Origin of the sequence: Amycolatopsis alba DSM 44262 (assembly GCF_000384215.1) — a bacterium.
In the GTDB taxonomy this organism is placed as follows: Bacteria; Actinomycetota; Actinomycetes; order Mycobacteriales; family Pseudonocardiaceae; genus Amycolatopsis; species Amycolatopsis alba.
In genome coordinates, this window is sequence record NZ_KB913032.1 from 5,847,927 (window position 1) to 5,871,212 (window position 23,286).

The 23,286-nt window shown below is 70.1% G+C and carries 17 protein-coding genes and 1 pseudogene; 8 read left to right on the forward strand and 10 right to left on the reverse strand.

Features of this window, described 5'->3' with window-relative positions:
* The first annotated feature begins 6 nt into the window (after positions 1 to 6).
* Positions 7 to 804, forward strand: a complete 798-nt coding sequence (locus AMYAL_RS0127585; protein WP_039795792.1) for an alpha/beta fold hydrolase — start codon at positions 7 to 9, stop codon at positions 802 to 804.
* On the opposite strand, the gene AMYAL_RS0127590 is transcribed toward AMYAL_RS0127585, so the two are convergent.
* Positions 785 to 3,508 (reverse strand): AfsR/SARP family transcriptional regulator, encoded by a 2,724-nt coding sequence (locus tag AMYAL_RS0127590; RefSeq protein ID WP_020634506.1) that lies wholly within the window; start codon positions 3,506 to 3,508, stop codon positions 785 to 787. The two genes, AMYAL_RS0127585 and AMYAL_RS0127590, sit on opposite strands and share 20 nt — an antisense overlap.
* 124 nt (positions 3,509 to 3,632) lie before the next feature.
* On the opposite strand from AMYAL_RS0127590, the gene AMYAL_RS0127595 reads away from it, so the two are divergent.
* Positions 3,633 to 4,121, forward strand: a complete 489-nt coding sequence (locus AMYAL_RS0127595; RefSeq protein ID WP_020634507.1) for a hypothetical protein — start codon at positions 3,633 to 3,635, stop codon at positions 4,119 to 4,121.
* 60 nt (positions 4,122 to 4,181) lie between these two features.
* On the opposite strand, the gene AMYAL_RS0127600 is transcribed toward AMYAL_RS0127595, so the two are convergent.
* The gene (locus AMYAL_RS0127600) at positions 4,182 to 4,997 is read right to left on the reverse strand and encodes an SAM-dependent methyltransferase (RefSeq protein ID WP_020634508.1); all 816 of its coding nucleotides are present in this window, start codon (positions 4,995 to 4,997) and stop codon (positions 4,182 to 4,184) included.
* Between the two features lie 164 nt (positions 4,998 to 5,161).
* On the opposite strand from AMYAL_RS0127600, the gene AMYAL_RS0127605 reads away from it, so the two are divergent.
* The 5 genes from AMYAL_RS0127605 (at position 5,162) to AMYAL_RS50420 (ending at position 10,934) form a co-directional block, all read left to right on the forward strand.
* Positions 5,162 to 6,505 carry a cytochrome P450 gene (locus AMYAL_RS0127605; protein ID WP_020634509.1) on the forward strand — a complete coding sequence of 448 codons (1,344 nt, stop codon included), beginning with the start codon at positions 5,162 to 5,164 and terminating at the stop codon, positions 6,503 to 6,505.
* Between the two features lie 76 nt (positions 6,506 to 6,581).
* Positions 6,582 to 7,631, forward strand: a complete 1,050-nt coding sequence (locus tag AMYAL_RS0127610) for an alpha/beta hydrolase (protein WP_020634510.1) — start codon at positions 6,582 to 6,584, stop codon at positions 7,629 to 7,631.
* A gap of 105 nt (positions 7,632 to 7,736) precedes the next feature.
* Complete coding sequence (locus tag AMYAL_RS0127615; RefSeq protein ID WP_020634511.1) at positions 7,737 to 9,851, forward strand: EAL domain-containing protein; 2,115 nt, start codon at positions 7,737 to 7,739, stop codon at positions 9,849 to 9,851.
* Between the two features lie 97 nt (positions 9,852 to 9,948).
* Positions 9,949 to 10,536, forward strand: a complete 588-nt coding sequence (locus tag AMYAL_RS0127620) for a substrate-binding domain-containing protein (protein ID WP_063712256.1) — start codon at positions 9,949 to 9,951, stop codon at positions 10,534 to 10,536.
* Positions 10,537 to 10,736: 200 nt separating this feature from the next.
* Positions 10,737 to 10,934: a hypothetical protein gene (locus AMYAL_RS50420; RefSeq protein ID WP_245193077.1), complete on the forward strand. Its 198-nt coding sequence runs from the start codon at positions 10,737 to 10,739 to the stop codon at positions 10,932 to 10,934.
* On the opposite strand, the pseudogene AMYAL_RS51080 reads toward AMYAL_RS50420, so the two are convergent.
* The 5 genes and pseudogenes from AMYAL_RS51080 to AMYAL_RS0127650 all read right to left on the reverse strand — a co-directional run bounded on the left by AMYAL_RS51080 (position 10,931) and on the right by AMYAL_RS0127650 (position 15,536).
* Positions 10,931 to 12,021: pseudogene (locus tag AMYAL_RS51080) on the reverse strand (PucR family transcriptional regulator). The gene AMYAL_RS50420 and the pseudogene AMYAL_RS51080 sit on opposite strands and share 4 nt — an antisense overlap.
* 146 nt (positions 12,022 to 12,167) lie before the next feature.
* Positions 12,168 to 12,938, reverse strand: coding sequence for an SH3 domain-containing protein (locus tag AMYAL_RS0127635; RefSeq protein ID WP_020634514.1), 771 nt, complete (start codon positions 12,936 to 12,938; stop codon positions 12,168 to 12,170).
* A gap of 94 nt (positions 12,939 to 13,032) precedes the next feature.
* Positions 13,033 to 13,722, reverse strand: coding sequence for a sigma-70 family RNA polymerase sigma factor (locus AMYAL_RS0127640; RefSeq protein WP_026467506.1), 690 nt, complete (start codon positions 13,720 to 13,722; stop codon positions 13,033 to 13,035).
* 123 nt (positions 13,723 to 13,845) lie between these two features.
* The gene (locus tag AMYAL_RS0127645) at positions 13,846 to 14,364 is read right to left on the reverse strand and encodes a hypothetical protein (RefSeq protein WP_020634516.1); all 519 of its coding nucleotides are present in this window, start codon (positions 14,362 to 14,364) and stop codon (positions 13,846 to 13,848) included.
* Between the two features lie 302 nt (positions 14,365 to 14,666).
* Entirely contained in the window at positions 14,667 to 15,536 is an 870-nt protein-coding gene (locus AMYAL_RS0127650) for an alpha/beta hydrolase (protein WP_026467507.1), read from the reverse strand.
* Between the two features lie 115 nt (positions 15,537 to 15,651).
* On the opposite strand from AMYAL_RS0127650, the gene AMYAL_RS0127655 reads away from it, so the two are divergent.
* Entirely contained in the window at positions 15,652 to 18,735 is a 3,084-nt protein-coding gene (locus tag AMYAL_RS0127655; RefSeq protein WP_209447327.1) for an ATP-binding protein, read from the forward strand.
* Position 18,736: 1 nt separating this feature from the next.
* Here the strand turns inward: AMYAL_RS0127655 and AMYAL_RS0127660 are convergent, their stop codons facing one another.
* From AMYAL_RS0127660 to AMYAL_RS0127670, 3 genes are read right to left on the reverse strand one after another with little or no spacing between them, the layout of a single operon-like run.
* Positions 18,737 to 19,033 (reverse strand): hypothetical protein, encoded by a 297-nt coding sequence (locus tag AMYAL_RS0127660; protein ID WP_020634519.1) that lies wholly within the window; start codon positions 19,031 to 19,033, stop codon positions 18,737 to 18,739.
* A complete protein-coding gene (locus AMYAL_RS0127665; protein ID WP_020634520.1) occupies positions 19,030 to 22,425 on the reverse strand; it encodes a TM0106 family RecB-like putative nuclease in 3,396 nt (1,131 codons plus the stop codon). Before AMYAL_RS0127665 ends, AMYAL_RS0127660 begins: the two co-directional genes overlap by 4 nt.
* A gap of 52 nt (positions 22,426 to 22,477) precedes the next feature.
* On the reverse strand, positions 22,478 to 23,188 hold the full coding sequence (locus AMYAL_RS0127670; RefSeq protein ID WP_020634521.1) for a GntR family transcriptional regulator: 711 nt from the start codon (positions 23,186 to 23,188) through the stop codon (positions 22,478 to 22,480).
* Positions 23,189 to 23,286: the final 98 nt, after the last annotated feature.

Below are 23,286 nucleotides of genomic sequence, written 5' to 3' on the forward strand. Positions count from 1 at the left end.
GACCTGATGACCACCTCGTTCGAGACCGTGAACTCGGCCGACGGCACCCTGATCGCCTTCGATCGGACGGGGGAGGGCGCACCGGTGATCCTGGCAGGCGGAGCCTTCAACGACCGGACGACGGTCGCAGGTCTCGCCGCGACGCTGGCCCCTGATTTCACCGTGATCGCCTACGACCGGCGCGGGCGGGGCGGCAGCGGCGCGGGTGCGGTCTATTCGGTGGAGCGCGAGGTCGAGGACCTCGCCGCGCTGATCGACCACGTCGGCGGTTCCGCGGCGGTCTTCGGGCACTCGTCGGGAGCCGTGCTGGGGCTGGAGGCGGCCGCCAGAGGCGTCGCCATGACCAGGCTCGCCGTGTACGAGCCGCCGTACGTCGTCGACGACAGCCGCCCCAGGCCGGCCGCCGACCTCTTCGACCGCGTCCGGGCACTGATCGCCGACGGCGACCGCGACGGCGCGGCGGAACTCTTCCTGGTCGAGGGGACGAACACCCCGGCCGAGATCGTCAAGGGGATGCGGGACGACGCGTTCTGGGCCTGGTTCGCCGGACTCGCCCACACGCTGCCCTACGACCTCGCCCTGTGCGGTCCCGGCAACGTGCTGCCCGCCGACAGGCTGGCCAAGATCTCCGTGCCCACGCTCGTCATGGACGGCGGGGAGAGCGACGCCTGGATGCGGGCAGGTGCCCGCGCGGTCGCCGAGACGATCCCCGGCGCCCGGTACGCCACCGTCGAGGGGCAGGACCACGGCGTCCTCCGCCAGCCGGACGTCTTGCGCGGCCTGCTCACCGAATTCCTCGGGTGACGACCTTCAGCGGTCCGGCGGGCAGGCCCATCGCGGCATAGTGGTCGCGCGCGGCGCCGGCTTGCCCGATCCCGGCCAGCGCGCGGGCTTCCTGCAGCCGGTAGCCGATCCGTCTCGCCGTTTCGAGCGCGAGGCGATGCTGCCGGAGCCCCGCCGACGTCTCGCCGAGCGCGCGGCAGGCGGTGCCCAGGCTGTTGGCCGCCATGGCCAGCAGCAGCGGATGGTTGAGCCGGGTGAGGATCTCGCAGGCGCGTTCGGCCTGCTCGCGCGCGTCACCCGGCCGCTCGGCGAGCAACAGCGCGTCGGCGTGGTCGATCCGGCTCCACGCCTCGCCGAACAGATACCCGAGATCCCGCGAGGCGGCGATCGAGCCTCCGATGACCTCGAACGCTTCCTCGAACCGGCCGAGCCGGGCGAGGACAAGGCCGAGCTGGGCCGAACTCAGGATCCGGCCGCGGGGTTCCGCGCGCAGTTCCACCGACCGCCGGGCGGCGGCCAGCGCGTCGTCAAGCCTGCCGAGGACCTCCTGCGCGTTGCTGAGGTTGGTCCAGAGCGTGGCGGTGACCTCGGGGGCGGCGATCTCGTCCGCGACGGTGAGGCCGTCGCGATAGAACCGGATCGCCTCGGGGTAGCGGCCGAGCATGCCGTGCAGGGCGCCCACTCTGGACAGCGCGATCGCCTCGGCCGCGCGGTCGCCGGATCCGCGCACGACGGCCAGCCGATCCAGCGCGCAGTCCATCCCCTCCGTGAGCCGTCCGTTCTCCCAAAACGCCAGGGTGAGGCTCGCCAGGCTCAGCTGGATCGCGTGCGCGTCACCGATCCGGCGGGCGGCGGTGACACCGGTTCGCGCCACGGCGAGCAGTTCGTCGAGGTGCCCGCTCTCCCGGAGGTGTTCCGCGGTGGCCGCGGCGATCCGCCAGGCATGCTCGTCGCGACCGGTGCCGAGGGCGTGGCGGGTCATCGCGACCAGGTTGGCCCGTTCCGTCTCGTACCAGCCGGAGCCGCCGCCGTCGCGATAGTGATCGAGCAGCCTGCTCACCGCGGGAGCCGATTCGTCGTCACGGGACAAGGTGCGGGCGTGCTCGGCGATCAGGTCATGAAACCCATAGCGGCCCAGCGCCGGCTGCCTGAGCAAATGGGCGTCGAGCAGGTCCTCCAGCAGGCGTTCGGCTTCCTGTTCGCCGGTACCGGCCAGCGCGGCCGCGGCGGGAACGCCGATGTCGGCCCCTGGATTCCGGCCCAGCAACCGGAACATCCGCTGTTGCCCGGCGTCGAGTTCCCGATAGGACAGTGCGAACGCCGCCGCGACGTCGCGTCCGGCGACCTTCAGTTCGGCCAGCCGGTCCTGTTCGGACCCCAGCCGCGCGACGAGTGTCTCCACTGTCCAGTGTGGACGATTCTGCAATCGGGCGGCCGCGAGCCGGATCGCCAGCGGGAGGTTGCCGCACAGCGCGGCCACTCCCGAGTCCGGCCGTCCTGAGGCGGCCGCGAACAAGGCGCCCGCCTGTTCGTCCGGCAGGACTTCGAGACTGATCGCCGTGGCGCCGTCGATGGCGGACAGACGGCGCCTTCCGGTGACGACGAGGGCGACCGTGGCCGAACCGGGAAGAAGCGGCCGTAGCTGTTCGGCGTCGGCGGCGTTGTCGAGCAGCACGAGCAAGGACCGGCCCGCCGTTCTGGTCCGCCACAGCTCGGCTCGCCGGTCCACACCGCCGGGGAGCCTGCTCGCTGGGACGTCCAATTGCCCGAGCAGGGCTTCGAGCGCGGCCTCGGGGGGAAGTGGCTCGCGGGCCGGGGAATGGCCGTGCAGATCGACGAACAGTTGCCCGTCGGGGAAATCGGCGGCGAGCCGGTGCGCGGCGTGGACGGCCAGCGAGGTCTTGCCGACACCGGCCATTCCGTCGACGGCCACCGGCCTGCCGAGCCGGACCGCGTCGAGCAGTCTGCCGATCTCGCCTTCTCTCCCGATGAAGTCCGGGACGTCGTAAGGGAGGAAACAGCGGGCTTTGCCGTACTCCGGCTCGTCGCGGAGGATCCGCTCGTAGAGTTCGCGCACCTTCGTGCCCGGATCGATCCCGAGCTCGTCGGCCAGCCGCCTCTGTGTCCGCCGGTAGACGTTCAGCGCGTCGGCCTGCCTGCCCTGCTGGTGCAGCGCGCGCATGAGCAGCCCGGTGAACGCCTCACGGAACGGGTGCTCGGCGACCAGGGCCGTCAGTTCCGCGACGGAATCCTCGCCGGCGGCGATCTCCTCGTCGAGACAACGTTCCATAATGGACAGACGGCGCTCGTCGAGCTCGTCGGCCTCGCCGCGCAAAGCCATACTGTCCACACCGGACAGAGCGGGTCCGCGCCAGCAGCCGAGCGCCTCGCGGAACTCGCCGCGCGAGACGTGCTCCTCGAACGTGCGAAGGTCGAAAGCGCGCGGGCGCAGGACGAAACCGGGCCCTTCGGCGGTCAAGACGTCTTCAGGGGCGCCCTCGGCGACGAGGGAACGTTTCAATGCCGTGGTGAGATTGCGGATCTGGCGGATGGCCGTGGCGGGCGGATCCTCGTCCCAGACGACGTCCACCAGCCGTGAGACCGAGACAACGCGATCGGCGCCGAGCAGCAGCGCGGCCAGGATGCGCTCCTGCCGCGAACCCGCCAGCTTCAGCGGCCGTGCGCCGTTCCGGCACTGCACCGGCCCCAGGATCCGGAACTCCATCACACCCCCTCCGGCGAGGTTAACCGGCTTCGCGCCCGCGCCGGTGCGGAAGTGATGCAGCTGTGATGCGCCGTCAGGGGAATCTTCCGGTGGACGGATTACGGGACGTGATGAGGAGAACCCTATGCGCAAGCGGTATTACGCGGCGTCGGCCGGGCTGGTCGTGGCGGCGGCGGGAATCGGCGTGCCCGCGGCGGCGGCGGCCAGTGATCAGCGGGCCGAGGGGGAACGGCAAACCTGTCAGCGCGCGTTCGACCGCGCGGTGTGGGAGGACATGGACAGCTTCAACAAACGCGACGAAGCCCGCTACCGGGCGATCATCCACAAGAACATGGTGACCGTCGGGCGCCGGGGGCAGCTGTTCATCGGCTACGACGCCAACGTCGACCCGGTGGTCAACGAGCAGTTCAAGGTCCCGTACGAGTACAGCATGCCATGGACGGTGACCCACACCGTCGTCGAGAACTGCGCGATGGGCTACGCGATCCTCGACGCCTACTACAAGGTTCCGTCGCAGAACATCGACCGGCACTACACGATCAGCCTGACGCTGGTCCGTGAGCACGGTAAGTGGCAGGTCATCAAGGACACCGTGACCGACGTCCTGCCCTGAGGCGTGACTCACGCGAGATCCGTCTCTGATCACGCGAGTGCGGTGTTCGATCACGGCCACTCACGAGGGTTTCCGGCCCACCCCGGCGTACGGGAGCGAGTTGATCTCCGGATCGTTGGACATGTCGCCCGCCCCCTGGGGATTCCACATCGCGCAGCCGACGACGCCGGGCTCGATGACGTCGAAGCCTTCGAAGAACGAAAGCACCTGGTCGTGGGTCCGGGGGATGGGGTCGTTCTGGGTGCTCTTGTACGCCTCGATGGCCTCGTCGAGACCGCTCGAGTCCGCGTCGGCGGCGACATGCGAGATGGCGAGGAAGCTACCGGGGGCGAGGCGCTCCCGGTAGCGGGCCAGAATCGCGTGCGGATCCCACGAGTCCGGCACGAAATGCAGCAGCAGCAACATGAACAGCCCGATCGGCTGCTCAGGGTCCAGCAGTTCCCGTGTTTCGGGCGCGTCGAAGATGTCGTTGGCGTCGCGGAGGTCGGCCTGGATAGCCGCGCACCGGTCGTTGCCGCGCAGCAGGAGTTTGGCGTGCGCCACGGCGACCGATTCGCGGTCGACGTAGACCACCCGGCAGGACGGGTCGATCCCCTGGACGATCTCGTGGAGGTTCCCGACGGTCGGGATGCCGGAGCCGATGTCGAGGAACTGCCGCACCCCCGCCTCCACCATGTGCAGCGCGGCGCGCCGCAGGAAGGCGCGATTGAGCCTGGCCGCGTCGCGGATCCCCGGCATGATCCGCAGGATCTGTTCGCCGAGGTCACGGTCGGCCTGGAAGTTGTGGTCGCCGTTGAGCCAGTAGTCGTAGACCCTGGCGGGATTCGGCACCGTCGTGTCGACCTCGGGGGGCACCCAGCTCAGGTTCGAAGTCACCGTCGTCGCCGCCGTTCGGTTGGAATCCGTTGGGGCACAGGAGTGTAGCGGGTACCGGACGACCATCGTCCGATCGTGTGGATGTGCGGCCGCGGAACCCCGTGCGCGGCCCCGCGGTCCTAAAGTGACCGGGTTCAGCGTCCAGGTACCGGGAGAAGAGCACGATGGCACCACCTCTGGGCGTCCCCGTCGCACCAGGCCGCTGGCCGCTGCTCGGGCACACCGTGCCGATGCTGCGCGACCCGGTGAAGCTGCTGTCGTCACTGGGCTCGCACGGTGACGTGGTCCGCCTCGACTTCGGCCCGATGCCGGTCTATCTCGTCACCACGCCGGAACTGGCGTGGCGGCTGCTCGCCGTCGACGCGGGGAAGTTCGACAAAGGCATCGTGTTCGACAAGATGCGGCCGCTTTTCGGCGACGGCCTCGCCACTTCCAACGGCGCTTTCAACCAGCGGCAACGGCGGATGATGCTGCCCGCTTTCCAGCGAAGCCGCATCGCGCTCTACGCCGAGACGACGATGACGAAGGTCGCTGTAGACCTTGCCGACTCCTGGGAACCGGGCGAGGTGGTCGAATTCGACCGGCGGATGCAGGATCTCGCGCTGACCATCTCCGGGCGCACGCTGTTCTCCGCCGAACTCGGCGACGAGGCGCTCGCCGAAATCCAGCGGTCGATCCCGATCATGCTGAAGTACGTCATGGTCCGGGCCTTCTCGCCGAAGTTCGTGGAACGGCTGCCGATCCCGGCGAACCGCGAGTTCGACGCCGCGGCCGCGCGGCTCCGGCGGGTCATCGGCGACGCGGTGCTCAAGGCGCGTGAGAAGGGCGGCGATCAGGGCGACCTGCTGTCGATGTTGTTGCTGGCCAAGGACGACGAGACCGGCGAGAAGATGACCGACCGGCAGGTGGAGGACGAGGTCATCACGATCCTCACCACCGGCGCCGAGACCACCGCCGTCGCGCTGGCCTGGTTCTTCCACGAGATCGGGATGCGGCCGGACATCGAGCGCGCGTTCCACGCCGAGGTCGACGAGGTGCTCGGCGGCGGGCCCGCGCGGTTCGACCACCTGCCGCGCCTGGTCCGCACGCAGCGGATCATCAACGAGGTCGTCCGCCGGACCCCGCCGGTGATCCTGATGCGGCGCGCGCGGGAGGACGTCGAACTCGGCGGTGTGCGGATCCCCGCCGGCACCGAGGTCGCGGTCAGCCAGCACACGCTGCACCGCGATCCGCGCTGGTTCCCCGAACCCGAACGGTTCGACCCGGATCGCTGGGAGCCGGAACGGGCCGCCGAGGTGCCGAAGGGCGCGTTCATCCCGTTCGGCGCCGGCGCCCGGCTGTGCCCCGGTCATCAGTTCGCTCCCGCGGAGATCGCCTTGGTGGCGGCGACGATCGGCGCGAAGTGGCGGCTGGAACCGGTACCGGGGGTGAAGGTCTTTCCCAAGATCAAAGCGACGATGCAGCCGAACCGGTTGCCGATGACCGTGGTGCCGAGAAGTACGGGCTGACGGTGAGCGTTCGATTACCAGGTGTAGGGTTCGTGCTCCTTCCGAGCGTTCCGATTCCGGAGAGGGTTCTGTGAGAATGCCGCTCAAACTGGCCTCCGCGGTGGCCGCCTGCTGCGCGCTCCTCGGTGGTTTCCTGGTCGCCGCCCCGGCCGCGGCCGTCGAAATCCGTTGTTCCGACCTGGATCTGCCGGTCACCGGCCCGCTCGGTGAGCCCGCCACGGTGCACGGCCGGTTCTGCCTGCCCGACGGCCCGGCCCCCGACGCCGTTCAGCTGCTGGTGCACGGCGGCACCTACAACAGCGCCTACTGGGACCTGCCCTACGACCCGGACCACTATTCGTACCAGCGCGACATGGCCAAGCACGGCTACGCGACCTTCGCGGCGGATCAGCTCGGTTCGGGCGGGAGCAGCAAACCGCTCAGCCTTCCGCTCCTGCTGCCGGCGCTGGCGCGATCGATGCACGAGGTGGTCGGCCACCTGCGCGCGGGGCGGGTCGGTGGCACGCCGTTCGCGAAGGTCGTGATCGTCGGGCATTCGGTCGGTTCGGGCATCGTCGCGGCCGAGGCGTCGACGTATCAGGACGTGGACGGCGTGATCCTCACCGGTATGACGCATCTGCCGTCGGTGCCCGCGTTGACCTTCGGCGTGCTTTTCGGTCTGCAGCCCGCGTTCGCGGACGACAGGCTCGGTTCACTGGGCAGCGATCCGCTCTATTTCACGACGAAACCGGGAGCGCGCGCCGGACTGTTCTACGCGGCGGAAAATGCCGACCCGCAGGTCATTGCCGCGGACGAGGCGACAAAGGATCAGGTTTCGGTCCCCGGAATGGGCACCGTCGCCGTGTTCGGCATCGTGCTGCCCGCGACGAAAGCGATCCGGGTGCCGGTTTTCCAGGCGGTCGGCGAGAAGGACATCCTGTTCTGCGGTTTGTTCGCGCTGCGGGACTGTTCGAGCGGCGCGACGCTGCGTCCGGCGGAAGCGCCGTATTACCGGCCCGAGGCCGAACTTTCCACGTATGTTCTGCCCGGTGCCGGACATTCGCTGGCGCTGCACCGCAACGCGTCCCTGTACCGGGACGCCACACGCGAATGGCTGAGGGACACGGTCGGTGTTGCAGTATCGTAGCGTTACCACCCGATTGGGTGACCGGTAAACCGTGAGTACGCTCAGAAAATCGTGGAGGATGTTCCTTCACCGCGGAATACGAAAACGACCCCAGGACCGGCGGACGTGACTGCCCCACTTCCGAACGGCGATGAGATCTCCGTATCGCCGGACACCTCGAAGAGAACTTCATCCTCCGCATCGCCGAAGCGGAAGAATGCCGCGCCGACCAGGGCGACGCTCGCTCGCAAATGGGCGTACCTTGTCACCAGTACGGCGTATCTTCCGTATACCCACGCCCAGATCGAAGAGCATTTCTCCGTTCTGCTGGACGAGATCTTCGCGGCGGTGCTGAGTGACGACGCCGAGCCCGCGCAGGCCGCCGAGGCCGGCGCGCGGCTCGTCGCGCTCAGGTGTGTCGGGCCGGACAGCCTGCGTCGCACGATGGAGGTACTCGGCAAGGGGCTCTTGCACGAACCGGAGTTGCGGAGCGTGAAGTCGCTCCCCGAACGGGTGCTGCAGGTGCTCGGCGCGCTCGCGTCCGGCTACGGCGAGGCCTTGCGCGAGAGCATCCAGACGCAGCAAGAGGATCTGAGTCGCACGCTGGTCACCCTCGAACGCGAGACCAGGCGTGAACTGGTCCTCACGCAGGCGCGTTTCGAGCAGCTGCTCACCGGCTCGAAGACCGGGGTGGCCGTCACCAGGGTGGACGGCCGCGTCCAGCGGGTGAACCCGGCGTTCGCCGACCTGCTCAGCAGGCCCGTCACCGACCTGATCGGGCTCAACCTCTACGACCTGATCCACCCGGAAGACGCGGAAGGCCTGCGCGAGGGCTACCGGAAGCTGCTCGAAGGCGAGAGCCGGCGGCTCGAACTGTCGCGAAGACTCGTCACCGACGACGAGGAACCGACGTGGGCCGCCTTCACCGGCGCGGTCATCCGCGACCCGGCGGGCGAACCCCAGCAGCTGATCACGCTCGTCGACGGCGACACCGACGTCTCGCTGCTCCAGCGGCAGCTGAGCCGTCAGGCACTGCACGATCCGCTGACCGGCCTGCCGAACCGGCAGTTCTTCGGCACCCGCCTGGAGAAGGCGCTGCGGCACGCCGACCCGGCCTTCGGTGTCACGGTCTACCACCTCGACCTCGACGGATTCTCGCTGATCGCGGGCGGGCTCGGGCAGAAGCAGAGCGACGACCTGCTGAAGAACGTCGCCGCGAAGCTCCGGGTCGTCGTAGGCGGCGAGGAAGCGCTCGTCGCCAGGATCGGCGGCGACGAGTTCGGCATCCTCATCCAGAACACCGCCGCCAGCCCGGACGTCGCCACCGTGATCGGCATGATCAACCAGGAACTGTCCGAACCGGTCTACCTCGAAGGAGGCAGCGGGGTCGCGGTCTCGGCCTGCGTCGGGGTCGTGCACCGGCCGCCCCGCGACATCGCGCCGAACGAACTGCTGCGCGTCTCCGACATGACCCTGCGCCGGGCGCAGGCCAACGGCTACCGGCAGTGGGCACTGTCCGACTCCGCCCTCGACACCAGGGAACGGCACGAGTTCGGCCTGGCCGTCTCCATGGCAGGAGCCTGGGAAACCGGTGAGATCGCGGTCGACTTCCGGCCGCTGACGTGGCTCGCGGACAGCAAGCCCGCGGGCATCGAGGCGCGGCTCGCGTGGAACCATCCCCGCCACGGCCGGATCGGTCACGACACCTGCGTCCGTTTCGCCGACGAGACCGGGCTCATCGTGCCGCTCGGCGAATGGCTCATCCGCACCGCGTGCGAGGAGTCGGACGACCGGCTCCCGATGGTCGTGGGGCTGACCCCGCATCAGGCCGCGGATCCCGATCTCGTCGGCTCGGTGCGGAGCGTGCTCGCCGCGACCGGTCTCGGCCCTTCGCGGCTGCGGCTGGGGTTCCCCGCCGGTGCCGTGCTCGCCGAACTCGGGGAGACCGTCGACAACCTGCATCTCCTCGCCGAGATCGGCGTCGACGCCGAACTGCAGGACTTCGGCATGACCGGTGACGTCGTCTGCCTCGTGGACGTGCCCGTCCGGACGGTCCGGATCGCTCCCCGGCTGGCCGAGCGGCGGACGGAGCCGCTGGCGGAGCGGTCGCTGCGGAACCTCATCGAGACCGCGAACATGGCGGGCGCGACGGTGATCGCGGACGGGATCGATTCCACCGGCGACGCCGGATGGTGGCGGTCGGCCGGTGCCCACATCGGGGCAGGACGCTACTTCGGTTAGGCCATTCGCCGCACTCGGGGGCGCTAAGTTACCCGAGGGTTGACGTGCGCGGGCGGATTGGGCAACATCCCAGGTCCTCACACCGCACCTCGGAGGCATGCGCATGCAGGTAGGCCCGAGGCGTGGTGGGCGTTTCACCGCGCCCGTCGTCGTCTTGAGCCTGTTGCCGGTGATCGCGCTCGGCGCCTGGTGGGGAGTCGACTATCTCCGGGCCCGCTTGGCGGGCAACGGTTGTGACGCGCTGACACCGGTCGGGATCACCGCCGCGCCCGACATCGCGCCGGTGCTCACGCGGCTCGCGGCGACCGTGCCGCAGCAAGAATGCTTCAGTGTCACCGTGACCGCGAGCGAGTCGGCCAAAACCGCCGACCTGCTCGGGACCACCACCTCCGGCGGGCCCGACGTCTGGGTCCCCGAGTCGAGCACGATGCTGTCGCAGGCCAGGGACGCCGGTGCGTGGAACCTGCCGGAATCCGGTCAGCCGGTGGCGAATTCCCCGGTGGTGCTGGGACTTCCCGATGAGACCGCGCGGCGGTTCGGCTGGCCGGGGAAGACTCCGACCTGGCAAGAGATTCTCGACGACTCCCCGGTCGGGATGCCGGATCCGGCACGGGATCCGCTGGCGGCACGGGTGCCGCCATTCGGCGCAGGCAGCCAAACATGTTTGTTCCCTGGAACAACGTGAGCGGGACCACCATCGGACGACTTCCGGTGCGTGGAAAGGAACTTTGTGCCGCAGGACCCGAACGATCCCCGCGCGCTGGACATCGGCGCCTACTCGGATTCCATCACCGACGTCGAACTCCGTGACGCGGTCGCGGACGTCGCCGCGCTGCTTTCGTTGCACGGGAACGTGATCCGTGACCTCGGCGCCAGGAGATCACGATGGCGTCCCGGACGGCGGTCCCCGCATCCCGACGTCGTCCTGTCCGCGGCCTGCCGCCGTCCACAGTGGACGAGGTTGGCGAATCCCGAGGTGACCTTGCCGGTCTCCACGACCGCGCGCGGCCCGGTCTCGGGCACACGCTGCTGGACCTCGCGAGGATCATCGACGCCGACATGGCGCCGGACAGGCGTCCTTAACCCCGGTCGTCCGCCAGGCGGACCGCCTCCAGCGCCACGTAGAGTTCCCCGACGTCGACCGGGTCGGTCAGATCGCGCCGGGTCAGTTCCGGCACCCGGCGCAGCCGGTACCGGACCGTGTTCGGGTGGACGATCAGCCGGTCCGCGGCCTCCTTCGCGGAGCCGTGCCCGGCGAACCACGCGATCAGCGTGTCGAGCAGGACCTGCCGTTCGGCCTTGGGCAGCACCAGCAGCCCGGTGAGCACCGAGCGCACGACGTCTCGTGACATCGCCGGCGCGCTCGCGACCAGCGTGGTGACCGGTTTGTCGCCGAAGACGGCGACCCCGGTGGCGCCGGTGGCCAGCGAACGACGGGCGATCCTTGCCCGGTGCACCGCGTCCGGTGTTTCGAGGAATCCGTTGAACGGCTTGCTCATCCCCGCCGCCAGACCGACTTCCAGCGCCGGGCCCGCAGCAGCGCCTCGACGCCGGGGCGCTCGTCCGGCTCGACGGCTTCGGTCACGACGGCGACGAACGTGCCCGCCGCCGGGAGATCGAGTTCTTTCGCGGCGTTCTCGAGTTCCGCCTGGGTGGCGAACCGGCCCTGCAGCAGGCCGTCCAGCAGGGCGAGCTTCTCGTGGGAGAGTTCGGCGGCGACCTCGCTGTACGCGGTGGTCAGCGCGTCGGAGTAGAGGTCGATGGTCTTCCACACGTTCGAGTTGATCTCCACCGTGCGGGCCGGGTTGATGAAGCCGGGGCCCGCCAGTTCCAGCAGGCGCTCGTAGACGAAGATCCCGCCGATCCGGAACGCGCGGAGCACCGACGGCAGCGGGATACCCTGCCGGGCCTGCGCCAGCCCGGTCTTGCGGGCGGCGTCGAGCGGGAGCCCGCGCCCCTCGACGAGCGCTGTCAGCGCCCGTTCGAGATTCGCCCGGCAGACCTTGCGCAACTCGTCCGGCGCGGTGCTGTCCACCTGGTGGTAGAACTCGTCCTCGTCGCTGAGCAACCGGGCGAGACGGTCGCTGAACTCGGGCAGCCGGGTGAGCATCGCCTGCATGAGCACACGCTGCTCCCGTGGTGCGGGAGTGGCGAGAGCGCCGGTGCCCATCCGGCAACTCTAACCCGATGGAGTGGCCATTTTTTATCACGATGCGACGAAAGGGCGCTTTCGAGTGCTGAGCGCGGCTGACAAACGGGAGTGGCGCTGCCGGACGAGGACCCCCTTCGTCCGGCAGCGCCCGAGGCGGTCCGAGATCAGTGGTTGATCTTGAACCACGGCTGCGACCAGCCGAGATAGGTGTAGTTCCACGCGCTCTTGATCTCCGAGATCGTGGTCTCGGTGAAGCTGCCCTTGCCGTGGATGTCGTTCGACAGGAACTTGCCGCCGCCGATGGAGATCATCGTGTGCCCGGTGCCGCCGTTGCTGAAGAAGGCGAGCCCGCCCGCGGGGACCTGAGTGTCTCCGGGGTGCTTGTAGGAGCTGGGGAGCTGGGTCCAGTGGACGTAGGCGGTCTCCGAGCCGCTCGCGGTCCAGCCGTAGGCCCACGAATTGATCCGGTCGCACCAGCGGTAGTAGTCCGGGTCGTTGTTGGTGTGCACGTGCGCCTTCGCCCACGCGACGGCTTCGGCGCAGGTCCTCGGGTTTCCGGTGCCCGCGGTGGAGCAGGAGAGGGTGCTGCCGGCGCAGTCCGGGGCGACCCGGCCGTCCGAGCCGGTGTAGACGTAGGCGTCGCTGATGTAGCCGCCCTTCGACGGCACGTAGTCCCAGATGTCGGTGGTGCCGTACTTGCCGGTCACCGTCGAGCCGTTCGTCTGGCAGTCGATCGTGACGGCGGTGCCGCTCGCGACCGTGCCGACGGAACTCGCGCCGGTGTTCGGGCTCGACCGCACGGTCACCGCCACCCCGGAGTCGGTGTTCACCGTGCCCGACGCCGCCAGCGCCTCACCCGCGCCGCCGAGCATGATCGCCCCGGCCAGCGCGATCGTGCCGACGGCGCCTCTGACGATCCTGGATCGGATCTTCATTTCTGTCCTCCAGTGTTTCCCCGAATAGGTGCACAGGATGGAGGACTCTCGTACAAGCGCCGTACAAGAAATCGTTCGTCCGAAGTGGACGGTTCTATACCGGGACGAGCTCCGGTACGGCGGCCTGTCCGATGATCGGGACATCGGTCGCGTAACGGGCGTTCCGCTCGGTGAGCAGGGTGCGCAGCCGCGCCAGCGCCCGGAACTGGGCCGTGCGGACCGCTCCCGCGCTCGGCAGGCCGAGCCGTTCGGCCGTCTCCTCGGCCGAAAGACCGAACACGAACCGGAGCACGAGCACCTGCCGGTGTGGCATCGGCAACCGGGCCAGCAGGACCCCGGCCTGCATGCGGTGCTCCAGCCGTTCGAGCTCGTCCGGGTCGCGGCGGGCCCAGAGGGCCAGGCCGTCGCCGACCTCGGGGACGGAGGCGACCGGTTCGCGGGAGCGGCGCCGGTGGAGGTCGGCCACCTTGTGTCCCGCGATCCCGAGGACGAACGCGAGGAACCGGTCCGGGCGGTACCGGTAGCGGGGCAAGGCGATCAAGACCGCCTGCAGCACCTCCTGCGCGCAGTCCTGTGCGTCGCAAGCTCCCGTCCCGGCGCTCCCGAGCCTGACGGCGCAGTAGCGGAACACGTGCGGGGAAAGGAAGCGGGCCAGTTCCCGGATCGCGTCCGGATCACCCGCGACGGCCGCCCGGACGAGTCTGCTGTCCGGGTTGGGCAACCGTCTCGCCGTGGCGGCGGCACGGGAGTCCGCGGGTACCGTCGATGGCGCTACCTCGTCCACGTCTGCGCTCCTGGGTCGGGGGAACTGCCGCCAAGGTGCGCCCGTCATCGGGGACTCGGACTTCGTGCGCGGTCTTCCAGCCTGCCGTGCCGCGCAAGGGATGTCCACCTGTTCGCCGGGAAGTCATCCGAACCGCGCAATGTCTACTGTGGACGATGCGGGCAGCGATCCCTTCAGGCAGGACAGCACCGGGGGATAGGCGGTGGTGTCGGTACTGAGGAAATCCGAAGTCCAGACCAGGCAATGCGCCAGAACCCGGATCCGCTGGGCCAGATCGGCGTTCTCGCAGGCCTCGCCGATCTGGTCGGCGCAGGTGGCCCGGTCGTCGCGGACGCTGGCGGCGATGGCGCGGACGATCGCGGCCACCCCCGGGTCCAGTTTGTCGGGCCGGACCGTCAGGCCCGCGGGGTCCCGCAGGCGCAGCGTGAACGGTTCACCGATCCGCAGCGAACGACGGCGATCCTTGGCCGCCAAGGAGAAGGTGTCGACCAGGCGGCCGACGACGTCCCCGAGCGCCGGTCCCCGGCCGTGGGACGACGCGATGGACACCAGCGCGGTGGCGAGCCGGTCGGCCTCACCTGATCTGGTGAGGGAAAGAAGATCGCGGGCGATGGTGTGCGCGCGTCGGGCGGTGTGTTTCATGTCAGGCCCCTCGTTCTGTCTTGCGGAGAACCGATACCCCGCACAACGAGGGATAAACGCGAAGGTCCCTCGGATTGGCGCGGGTGGATGCGAGGGTTGCGCCGTTCGGGTCAGTTCGGAGGGAGGGCGATGGTGCTGTAACGGCGAGCGGCCGCTGGACGACGCCTGGTGCGACCGTCGTCTGCGGGGCGGAGGGCCATGCCGTGCCCGGCTACCCGAACGCACGGGCGCCGGTCGAAACACAAGGACGTATCGCGACCGTCGCACCGAGCAAATCCATGCCGAAACCCAGGGGCTAGTCCCTAGCGCGTCAGCAGGGCTCGCAGCGCTTCCACCACCTCCGACGGTGATTCCTCGGCCATGAAGTGTCCCGACGTGACGGTCCGGTGGTCCAGGTCCTTCGCCCACGCGCCCCAGAGCGCGACGGCGTCGTAGCCGAGCGCGGCGCCCCAGTCCTGCTGGAGCACGGTGAGCGGCATGGCGAGCCGGTTGCCCGCTTCCCGGTCCGCCTTGTCGTGCTCGACGTCGATGCCCGCCGACGCGCGGTAGTCGGCGACGATCGAGGTCACCGCGTTCCGCGAGGCCTCCAGGTACGAAGCCCGGATGTCGGCGGGGATCGCGTCGCCTTGCTGTGTCCACGCGTCGAGGAAGTGACCGAAGAACGCGTCGGGCGCGGCGGCGATCAGCTGTTCCGGCAGTCCTGGCGGCTGAGCCATCAGGTAGAGGTGGAAGCCGACAGCCGCGCCGACGCCGTGCAGGACATCCCACATGTCCAGTGTCGGCAGCACGTCGAGGATCGCGAGATGGCTCACCTTGTCCGTGTGGTCGAGCCCGGCCCGCAGCGCCACCAGCGCGCCGCGGTCATGCCCGGCGAGGGCGAACCGGTCATGGCCGAAGGCCTGCGCGACGGCGACGACGTCGGCCGCCATCGAGCGCTTCGAGTAGGTCTCGCCGGTGTCGGCGGGCTTGTCGCTCTCGCCGTATCCTCGCAGGTCAGGGCAGAGGACGGTGTGGTCCGCCGCCAGATCCGCCGCCACGTGCCGCCACATGAGGTGGGTCTCGGGGAAGCCGTGCAGCAACACGATCGGGCTGCCGCTCCCGGCGACGGCGACGTTGAGTGCCACGCCGTCCGCCACGGGCACGCGCTGGTAGTCGAATCCGGTGATACGCATGAGTACCTTCCTGGTCGTCGTGATCACCAGCGTCCCCTCGCCGAATCAGCACCCGGTCAGCGGCGACCGAGCGGCCGGGGCACGATGATCACCGTCGGTGAAGCGGGAGGTGGCGATGCGGTTCGGGGTGCTCGGCCCGCTCGTGGCCGAGGACGCGCGGGGTGAGGTCGGGCTCAAGGGCCCGCGGCACCGGGCGGTGCTGGCAAGGCTGCTGATCGCCCGCGGCCGGGTCGTACCGGTGGAACGCCTGGTCGACGACCTGTGGGAGCGGCCGCCCGAGGGCGCTGTCGGCGCCGTCCAGACCTTCGTCGGCGCCTTGCGTCGCGCGCTGGAGCCGGATCGCGCGCCGCGTGAGCCCGCGCGGTTGCTCGTCACCGTCGCCCGTGGGTACGCCCTGCGCGCGGACTCCGTCGACGCCTGGGAATTCGAGGCCGCCGTCACCATGGCCCGCGAACTGCTCGACGCCCACCGAGCGGACGCGGCACTGTCGCAAGTGGACACCGCGCTCGCGCTGTGGCGCGGGCCCGCGTACGCCGGGTTCGCCGAGGAGGGCTGGGCGCGCGGCGAGGTCTCCCGGCTGACCGAACTCCGGCTGCTGGCGGGGGAACTCCGTGCCGAAGCCCTCCTCGCGCTCGGGCGGGCGGCCGAAGTGATCCCCGAGCTGGAACCGCGAGTACGCGAATACCCGTTGCGGGAAAACGGTTCCCGGCTGCTGGCGCTGGCGCTCTACCGATCGGGACGGCAAGGTGACGCGCTCGCCGTGTTGCGCGTCGCGCGCGAACTGCTCGCCGTCGAACTCGGTCTCGACCCCGGCGCGGCCCTGCGTGACCTGGAAGCCGACATCCTGGCGCAAGCACCCCGGCTGAAGCCGTCCGTGCCCAAGATCGCCGAGCGGCCCCTGATCGGCCGCGACACGGAGCTGGCGAAACTCGAGGAAGCCGCGGCCCGGTCCCGGCTGGTGCTCGTCTCCGGCGACCCCGGCGCGGGGAAGACCGCGCTCGCCGAGGCGTTCTCCGCCCGTCTCGCCGCGCGAGGCTGGACCACAGCCTGGGGAAGCAATCCCGACGGTGAGGGCTTGCCGCCCGCCTACGCGTGGAGCCGGATTCTCGCCACCCTCGCCGACGCCGGGTACGGCGCCGCGCCGACGGCGGACCCGGCGACCGAAGATCCCGTGACCGCGCGTTGGCGCTGGCATCAGGCGGTCGCGTCCTATCTGGCCGGTGCCACGCCACTGCTGCTGGTCCTCGACGACCTGCAGTGGGCAGGCGAGGAGACGTTGGCGTTGCTGACTTCGGTACTCGACGAGCCGGTGCTGATCGTCGCGACCTATCGCGGGACCGACCTGCCCGCCCCCTTGACGGAGTTCCTCGGCCGGGCCGCACGGGCCGAGCCGGTGCGCGTCTACCTCGGCGGCCTGCCCGAGACCGAGATCGCCCGCCTGGTCCGGGCCACGACCGGGGAGGAGATCGATCCGGAAACCGCCGCGGCGCTGCACCGTCGCAGCGGCGGGAACGCCTTCTTCGTCCGCGAACTCGCCCGCCTGCTGGCCGACGAGGGCCCGGCCGCCCTGGCCGCGGTGCCGCCGGGCGTCCGCGACGTCGTCCGGCACCGGGTGGAGGTGCTCCCGGACGGAGTCCGCGATGTGGTGCGGCGGGCGGCGGTGATCGGCACGGACGTCGATCTGGACGTACTCGAGGCCCTGGTGGGGGAAACCGCGCTTGACGCGGCGGAAATCGCGGTCCGGCGCGGGTTCCTGATCGAACGGGCACCGCGCCGGTTCCGGTTCGCGCACGCTCTCGTACGGGACACGCTCTACCACGATCTCTCCCGTTCGCGGCGGGGCCGCGAGCACGGCAAGATCGCCGAAGCGCTGGCGGATCTCCGCCCGGACGACGTGGATGCCCTGGCACACCATTTCCTCCTGTCCGAAGAGCACCCCGAGCGTGCCGCGCATTACGCGCGGGCCGCCGCCGAGCGAGCGGAAAAGCGTTTCGCGCAGGCGGAAGCGGCGAGACTGTGGGACGCGGCGCTCACCGCGTACGACCGGTCCGGTGCCTCCGACACGGAGAAGCGGCTGGAGCTGATCATGGGCAAGGCCCGCGCGTCGGCCGTGGCAGGCGGCCTCGGCCAGTCCCGGCGGCATCGCGCCGAAGCGCTGGAACTGGCGGAAAAGCCGGCCGATCCGCTGCTGACCGCGCGGGTGATCGGCGCCTTCGACGTCCCCGCCGTCTGGACCGAAAACGACGACCCGGCACTGGCCTCCCGGATCGCGGACGCCGTCGAGCGAACCCTCGCCGCGCTGCCGGCCGGACGCGTGGCCGAGCGATGCCGTCTGCTGGCGACACTCGCCGTCGAACTGCGGAACGCGGGCGGCCGGCGGGCTCGCGAGGCGGCAAGGGAAGCCGAGGAACTCGCCCGGCGGCTCGACGATCCGGCGTTGCTGGCCTTCGCGCTCAACGCCCGGTTCCTGCAGTCCTTCGACCGTGCGGGCCTCGCCTCGCGGCGGGCCGGGATCGGCGCGGAACTGGTCGACCTCGCCACCCGGCACGGGCTGGTGACGTTCGAGGTGCTCGGTCACCTCGTGCTCGTGCAGGCCGACAGCGCGCTCGCGGATTTCGCGGCCGCGGACCGGCATGCCGCGGCCGCCGACGAACTCGGGGAACGGTACGGCCTTCCGCTCGTCGGCGTGTTCACCCGGTGGTATCGCGCGATGCGGGCCGCGATGACCGGTGAAGGCGGGGAAGCGGCCTATCGGGCCGCGGCGGCGGGGCTCGCCGGGACGGCGATGTCCGGAGTGGACAACGGGATTCTCGCCCTCGCGCTGTTCTGTGACCGGATCCAGCGCGGCTTGCCGCCCGAAGCACGCGAAGAGAGCTACGGAGCCTACGAGAGCTGGTGCCGGCCGGTCCTCCCGATCCCGGATTCTCCACGGGACCTGCTGTACGAAGCCCGCACCTGCTTGCACGCCGTCGTCGCGATCGAACTCGGCGACCGTGCGGCGATGGAACGCCTCTACGCCGAGCTTCTCCCCGCCGACGGCGAGATCGCCGGGGCAGGAAGCGGAATGCTCACCCTCCGCCCGGTCGCGTACTACCTCGGTGAGCTGGCCACCGCCCTCGATCTGCGAGAGGCGGCCGCCGAGCACTATCGGAAGGCACGCGCCATCGCGATGAAGGCCGGCTCACCGCACTGGGGTTAGCTCACTGCTCTCGCATCGCGCGGCGGATCTCGGCGAGCTTGTCCTTGGCGGCCTTGTCGCGGTCGGCGATCTTCTTGTCCAGCGAGGCGACGTCCTCCTTGCCGCCGAGGCCGGCGAGTTCGGTCGAGCCGATCGACGTCGTGTACCGCTGCTCGATCCGGTCCCGCACGTGGTCGAACGAGGGCACCCCGGATTCGCTGTAGTCCGGCTCCGGAACCTCGACCGGCGGCGTGGGGGCGTCCTCCACGATCTCGGCGTCGAGGATCTCCGGCTTCTTGTCCGGGCTGTTCTCGGTCATCGTCCACTCCGTCCTGCGTGCCAAGGCACGGCTTCGGTCATCAACCCGAGCATGCCCGAAACCAGCCGCATCTGGTCGACCGTGCGGATGTCGGCTTCGACCAGCCGGGGCGAGCAGACCACGATCGCGAGTGCCTGCGCCCGCGAGAGCGCCACGTTGAGCCGGTTACGGGAGAGCAGGAAGTCCAGGCCACGCGGCAGATCGATCGCCGACGACGAGGTCATGGTGGTGATCACCACCGGCGCCTCCTGGCCCTGGAACCGGTCGACGGTGCCCACCCGCACGCCGGGATGCCCGGCCTGGTCCAGGGCGCGGGCGACCACGCGGGCCTGGAGGTTGTAGGGAGCCACGACCAGGATGTCCTCGTCGCCGAGCGGCCGGGGATCGCCGTGATCGGTCCAGGCGCGGCCGTGGAGATCGGCGACGAGCGCGGTGACCGCCTCGGCCTCCTCGACCGACCGCGTCGTGTTGCCGTGATGGTCGACTTCGGCGAGATACAGGCCCGCTTCGACACCGTTGATCGCCCGCTCGGCCGCCGAGGGATGCGAGTGCAGGCGGCCCGCGTAGGACAGCCGCGAGACCGGCGCACAGACGGCCGGATGCATCCGGCGGGTCTCGTCGAGGAAGTAGCCGAGTTCGGCCGGGATGATGTCGGCGTCGCCGATCAGATGCCCGAGCGCGGACGCCTCGGCCCCCGCGGGATGCGTGCCCTGCACGACCTGCGGCAACTGCTGCGGATCACCCAGCAGCAGGAGATTCTTGGCGCACATCGACACCGCGAGCGCGTCGGCGAGGGCGAATTGGCCCGCCTCGTCGATGATCAGCAGGTCGAACGGCTCTTCTCGGATCGCGGCGTTCGCGAACGTCCACGCGGTCCCGCCGACCAGATGGCCGGTGTCGTGCTCCTCACGCCATTTCACCAGCGCGGGGTTGGTCTTCGGCTGCTCCCAGGGCGCGGCCGGATCCGGGGTCCGCTTGGCGCGTTTGGCGCACGGCAGGTCCGGCGCGTTCTTCAGCGCGGCGGACAGCACGTTCTCCACGGCCTTGTGGCTGGTCGAGGTGACGGCGATCGTCTTGCCCGCGCGCACGAGCTTCGCGATCAGCCTGCCTGCCAGGTAGGTCTTGCCCGCGCCCGGCGGGCCCTGGACGGCGAGCGCGGAGCCGTCGAGCGCCTCGACGGCCTCGATCACCGTGCTCACCAGATCCGTTCCCGGCTCGGGCAGGGTGCCGTCGTCGCGCAGCCGGGGTGTCGTGCGGCGGAGCAGGTCGACGCCGGGATGGGCGGGCAGCACCGGCAGCGCTTCGACGACGAGCCGGGCGAGATCCGCGACCGCGTCGTCCTTGGGGGAGGGCCGGACGGGACTGCCGGGCAGCACCGCGACCGGCCGGTCGGCCGTGGTCTCGTCGGGCGGGCAGCTTTCTTCGAGGGTCAGTTCGACGGCGGTGGCCGAGACGACCTTCGCGTCCCGTGCGGCGGCGCCGTACCGCAGGCGGACGTCGTCGCCGGGGGCGAAGGGATGTGGCCGGTCCGGGTCGCAGCGGAGGCTCAGCGAGCGCTTCGCCTTGCGGACCCGGCCCGAAGGCGGCACCCATTCCCCGGCCTCCATGGCGACCGGGACGGTGCAGGCGTTGTCGGTCTCCAGGTCACCGAGCGGGGCGGCGAGCTGGCGGAAGTACTCCCACCACGCCGGATTCGTCTCGCGGCGGTGATAGCCGACGGACGCGGCCAGCAGCGCGCGGGCGCGGTCCTCACCGGTGAACTCGGCCGGATCGTCGGGCAGTCCGTCCAGCAGCGGATCGACCAGGGCGGCCAGCTGCGCCGCGCGTTCGGCGCGTTTCTGCGCGGCGACGTCTTCCTCGGTCTGGCGGAGCAGAGCGTCCACATCGGACTCTTCCGGCGGCTCGGCGAGCGGGATCCCTTCCTGCACCCGGATCTTGTGGAGGAACTCGAACAGCCGGAGGGTGGAGACGCAGTCGTATTCGTTGTAGTCGCTGATCCCGCGCAGTACTTCGTCCGCGTGTTCCGTCTCGCCGGAGGCCGTGAGCGTCAGGTATTCCTCGTACGCCTCGATGCTCGAAACCGCCGTCTTGACGTCGCCGTCGCGGGCTTCGGGCATGTAGAGCGGTTCGAGGTACTTGATGGAGTACGACCGCTGGGAGACCCGGAGTGCCTTGCGCACCACGGAATACAGGTCTACCAGGCCGCCGCTGCGCAGCAGGTGGTCGACGGCGTCCTCGCGGGTCCCGTGCACGGCGGCGAGCCGCTTGATCGCGGTGACCTCGTACGGGGCGTAGTGGTAGACGTGCGAGCCGGGATGTTCGGTGAGCCTCGCGGTGGCGAAGTCGACGAACTCCTCGAAGGCCCGCTTCTCCTGAGACCGGTTGTGCGCCCAGAACGGCGTGAACTTCGTGCTGTCTTCGTCCGTCACCGCGCCGAAGAGGTATTCGAGCCCTTCGCCTGCCAGGGCGTACGGGTCGCCTTCCATGTCGAAGAAGACGTCGCCGGGCGCGGGCGGGGGAAGCTCGGCGAGCGCGTCCGGATCGATGATCTCGTAGGCGATCTGCCCGGTGGCGTCCTGCCGGACCTGGATCGCGGCCTGAGCACGCAGCGTGGTGAACGACGTCGTCGAGATGTCGCGCGGCCGGTCTTCCGGCTCCGCCGCCGCGAGCGCGTCGATGGTTTCGAGGCCCGCCGCGACGAGTTTGCGCCGCTGGTCACCGCGCATTCCCGCGACCAGCGAAAGATCGCGGTCGGCTTCGCGGGCGCTCGCGCAGTGCGAGGAGAAGGAGCAGCCGCCACAGGCGGGTCGTTCGTCGGCCCAGATCGGGACCGGCAGCTTCGGCGGCCGGTCCCGCAGCCGGGCGCGGAGGCGGTCCACCAGCGGGAGGAAGTCGTCGACGCGGAACGAACGGGTGCTGTGATCGCCCAGCAGCAAATGCATCTGCGGACCGGCGGGCCAGCCTGCCCGGCGCAGGGCGTCGGCGTACGCGGTCAGCTGGACCACCGCGGCGGGCTTCGCGTGCCTGGCCAGCTTCGTGTCGTAGACCTCGTAGCGGCCTTCGTCGTCCCGCATCAGGAAGTCGGCGCGGCCGGAGAACTCGCCGTCGTGGAAGACAGCCTGGTAGATCACCGGCGCACCGGCCCGTAGCGCCTCTTCGGTGGCCTTCGCGGCGACGACCGGGTCACGTTCGTCGATCTCGACGACGGCGCTCCGCTCGCCTCGCAGCTTGTCCAGCGTCGCGGCCTCGTGCGCGCGCCCGTGCGTGACGGCCAGCTGATCCGGCCCGGAGCCCGGCCGCGGCGCTCCGGGGAGGTCGGCGGCCAGCGCCTGGTTCAGGAGGCTGCGGTGCTCGCATTCGAGCAGGTCGGCGAGATCGGACGGGGTGTACATCGCCCGGCAGTCTTACATGGACGCTCCGGCGGGCCGCCCCGGCACGCCGGAGTCAGCCGGAGGTGTGGTCGAACTTCAGGTGCGAGGTGATGCGGTAGCGGTCGCCCCGGTAGATCGAGCGGGTGTACTCGATCACGCGGCCGTCCGCGTCGCGGGTGGTGCGCTCGAACAGGAGCGCGGGGGAGTGCAGCGGGACGTCGAGCAGGCCGGATTCGTCGGCGTCGGTCACGGTGGGTTCGATGACCTGCACGGCCGTCGCGGGAACGACCTCGTACCGCGTGCGGAGCAGTTCGTAGAACGAGCCGGACTCGAAGCCGGCGGCCGTGATGTCCGGCACCAGGTCTCGCGGGACCAGGATCCGCTCGATCGCCATCGGCGCGTCTTCGACGACGCGGATCCGGGTGACGGCCACCAGCGGATGACCGGGGGAGACCTCGAGCCGTTTGCCGAGCCGGGCGCCCGCCGGTGTGGTCGCGAAGTCGATCACCCGGCTGCTCCAATGCCCCTCGGCGGGCGGCGCGAACTGCTCGCCGCCAGTGGCGGGCACGAGGTCCTGGGAGATCTTGCGTGGTGCGGTGAACGTGCCCCGGCCGTGCTCGCGGACCACGAGACCGTCGCGTTCCAGTTCGTCGATCGCGGCCCGCAGGGTCGGACGGGAGACGCCGATCTCGGTACTCAGCGCGCGCTCCGAAGGCAGGACTTCGCCCGGCTGCCGCCGCTCGATGAGGTGGCGCAGCCGTTCCTTGACCTCTGTTCGCCGCATGAGGCGCAGCCTACCCAGTGGTCGCCGGGAATTGGCTGGTGGACAAGTTGTCTAGACCTATTGACTTTACCAGTTCGCCGGGCGACCTTGGTGGAAAC

What these genes read in the sequence shown, in the direction of transcription:
- AMYAL_RS0127620 (WP_063712256.1), top strand. Translation starts at nt 9,949, where the DNA reads ATGCGCATGCAGGTAGGCCCGAGGCGTGGTGGGCGTTTCACCGCGCCC.
- AMYAL_RS0127605 (WP_020634509.1), top strand. Translation starts at nt 5,162, where the DNA reads ATGGCACCACCTCTGGGCGTCCCCGTCGCACCAGGCCGCTGGCCGCTG.
- AMYAL_RS0127655 (WP_209447327.1), top strand. Translation starts at nt 15,652, where the DNA reads ATGCGGTTCGGGGTGCTCGGCCCGCTCGTGGCCGAGGACGCGCGGGGT.
- AMYAL_RS0127610 (WP_020634510.1), top strand. Translation starts at nt 6,582, where the DNA reads ATGCCGCTCAAACTGGCCTCCGCGGTGGCCGCCTGCTGCGCGCTCCTC.
- AMYAL_RS0127670 (WP_020634521.1), bottom strand. Translation starts at nt 23,188, where the DNA reads ATGCGGCGAACAGAGGTCAAGGAACGGCTGCGCCACCTCATCGAGCGG.
- AMYAL_RS0127595 (WP_020634507.1), top strand. Translation starts at nt 3,633, where the DNA reads ATGCGCAAGCGGTATTACGCGGCGTCGGCCGGGCTGGTCGTGGCGGCG.
- AMYAL_RS0127665 (WP_020634520.1), bottom strand. Translation starts at nt 22,425, where the DNA reads ATGTACACCCCGTCCGATCTCGCCGACCTGCTCGAATGCGAGCACCGC.
- AMYAL_RS50420 (WP_245193077.1), top strand. Translation starts at nt 10,737, where the DNA reads ATGGCGTCCCGGACGGCGGTCCCCGCATCCCGACGTCGTCCTGTCCGC.
- AMYAL_RS0127590 (WP_020634506.1), bottom strand. Translation starts at nt 3,508, where the DNA reads ATGGAGTTCCGGATCCTGGGGCCGGTGCAGTGCCGGAACGGCGCACGG.
- AMYAL_RS0127585 (WP_039795792.1), top strand. Translation starts at nt 7, where the DNA reads ATGACCACCTCGTTCGAGACCGTGAACTCGGCCGACGGCACCCTGATC.
- AMYAL_RS0127660 (WP_020634519.1), bottom strand. Translation starts at nt 19,033, where the DNA reads ATGACCGAGAACAGCCCGGACAAGAAGCCGGAGATCCTCGACGCCGAG.
- AMYAL_RS0127635 (WP_020634514.1), bottom strand. Translation starts at nt 12,938, where the DNA reads ATGAAGATCCGATCCAGGATCGTCAGAGGCGCCGTCGGCACGATCGCG.
- AMYAL_RS0127645 (WP_020634516.1), bottom strand. Translation starts at nt 14,364, where the DNA reads ATGAAACACACCGCCCGACGCGCGCACACCATCGCCCGCGATCTTCTT.
- AMYAL_RS0127650 (WP_026467507.1), bottom strand. Translation starts at nt 15,536, where the DNA reads ATGCGTATCACCGGATTCGACTACCAGCGCGTGCCCGTGGCGGACGGC.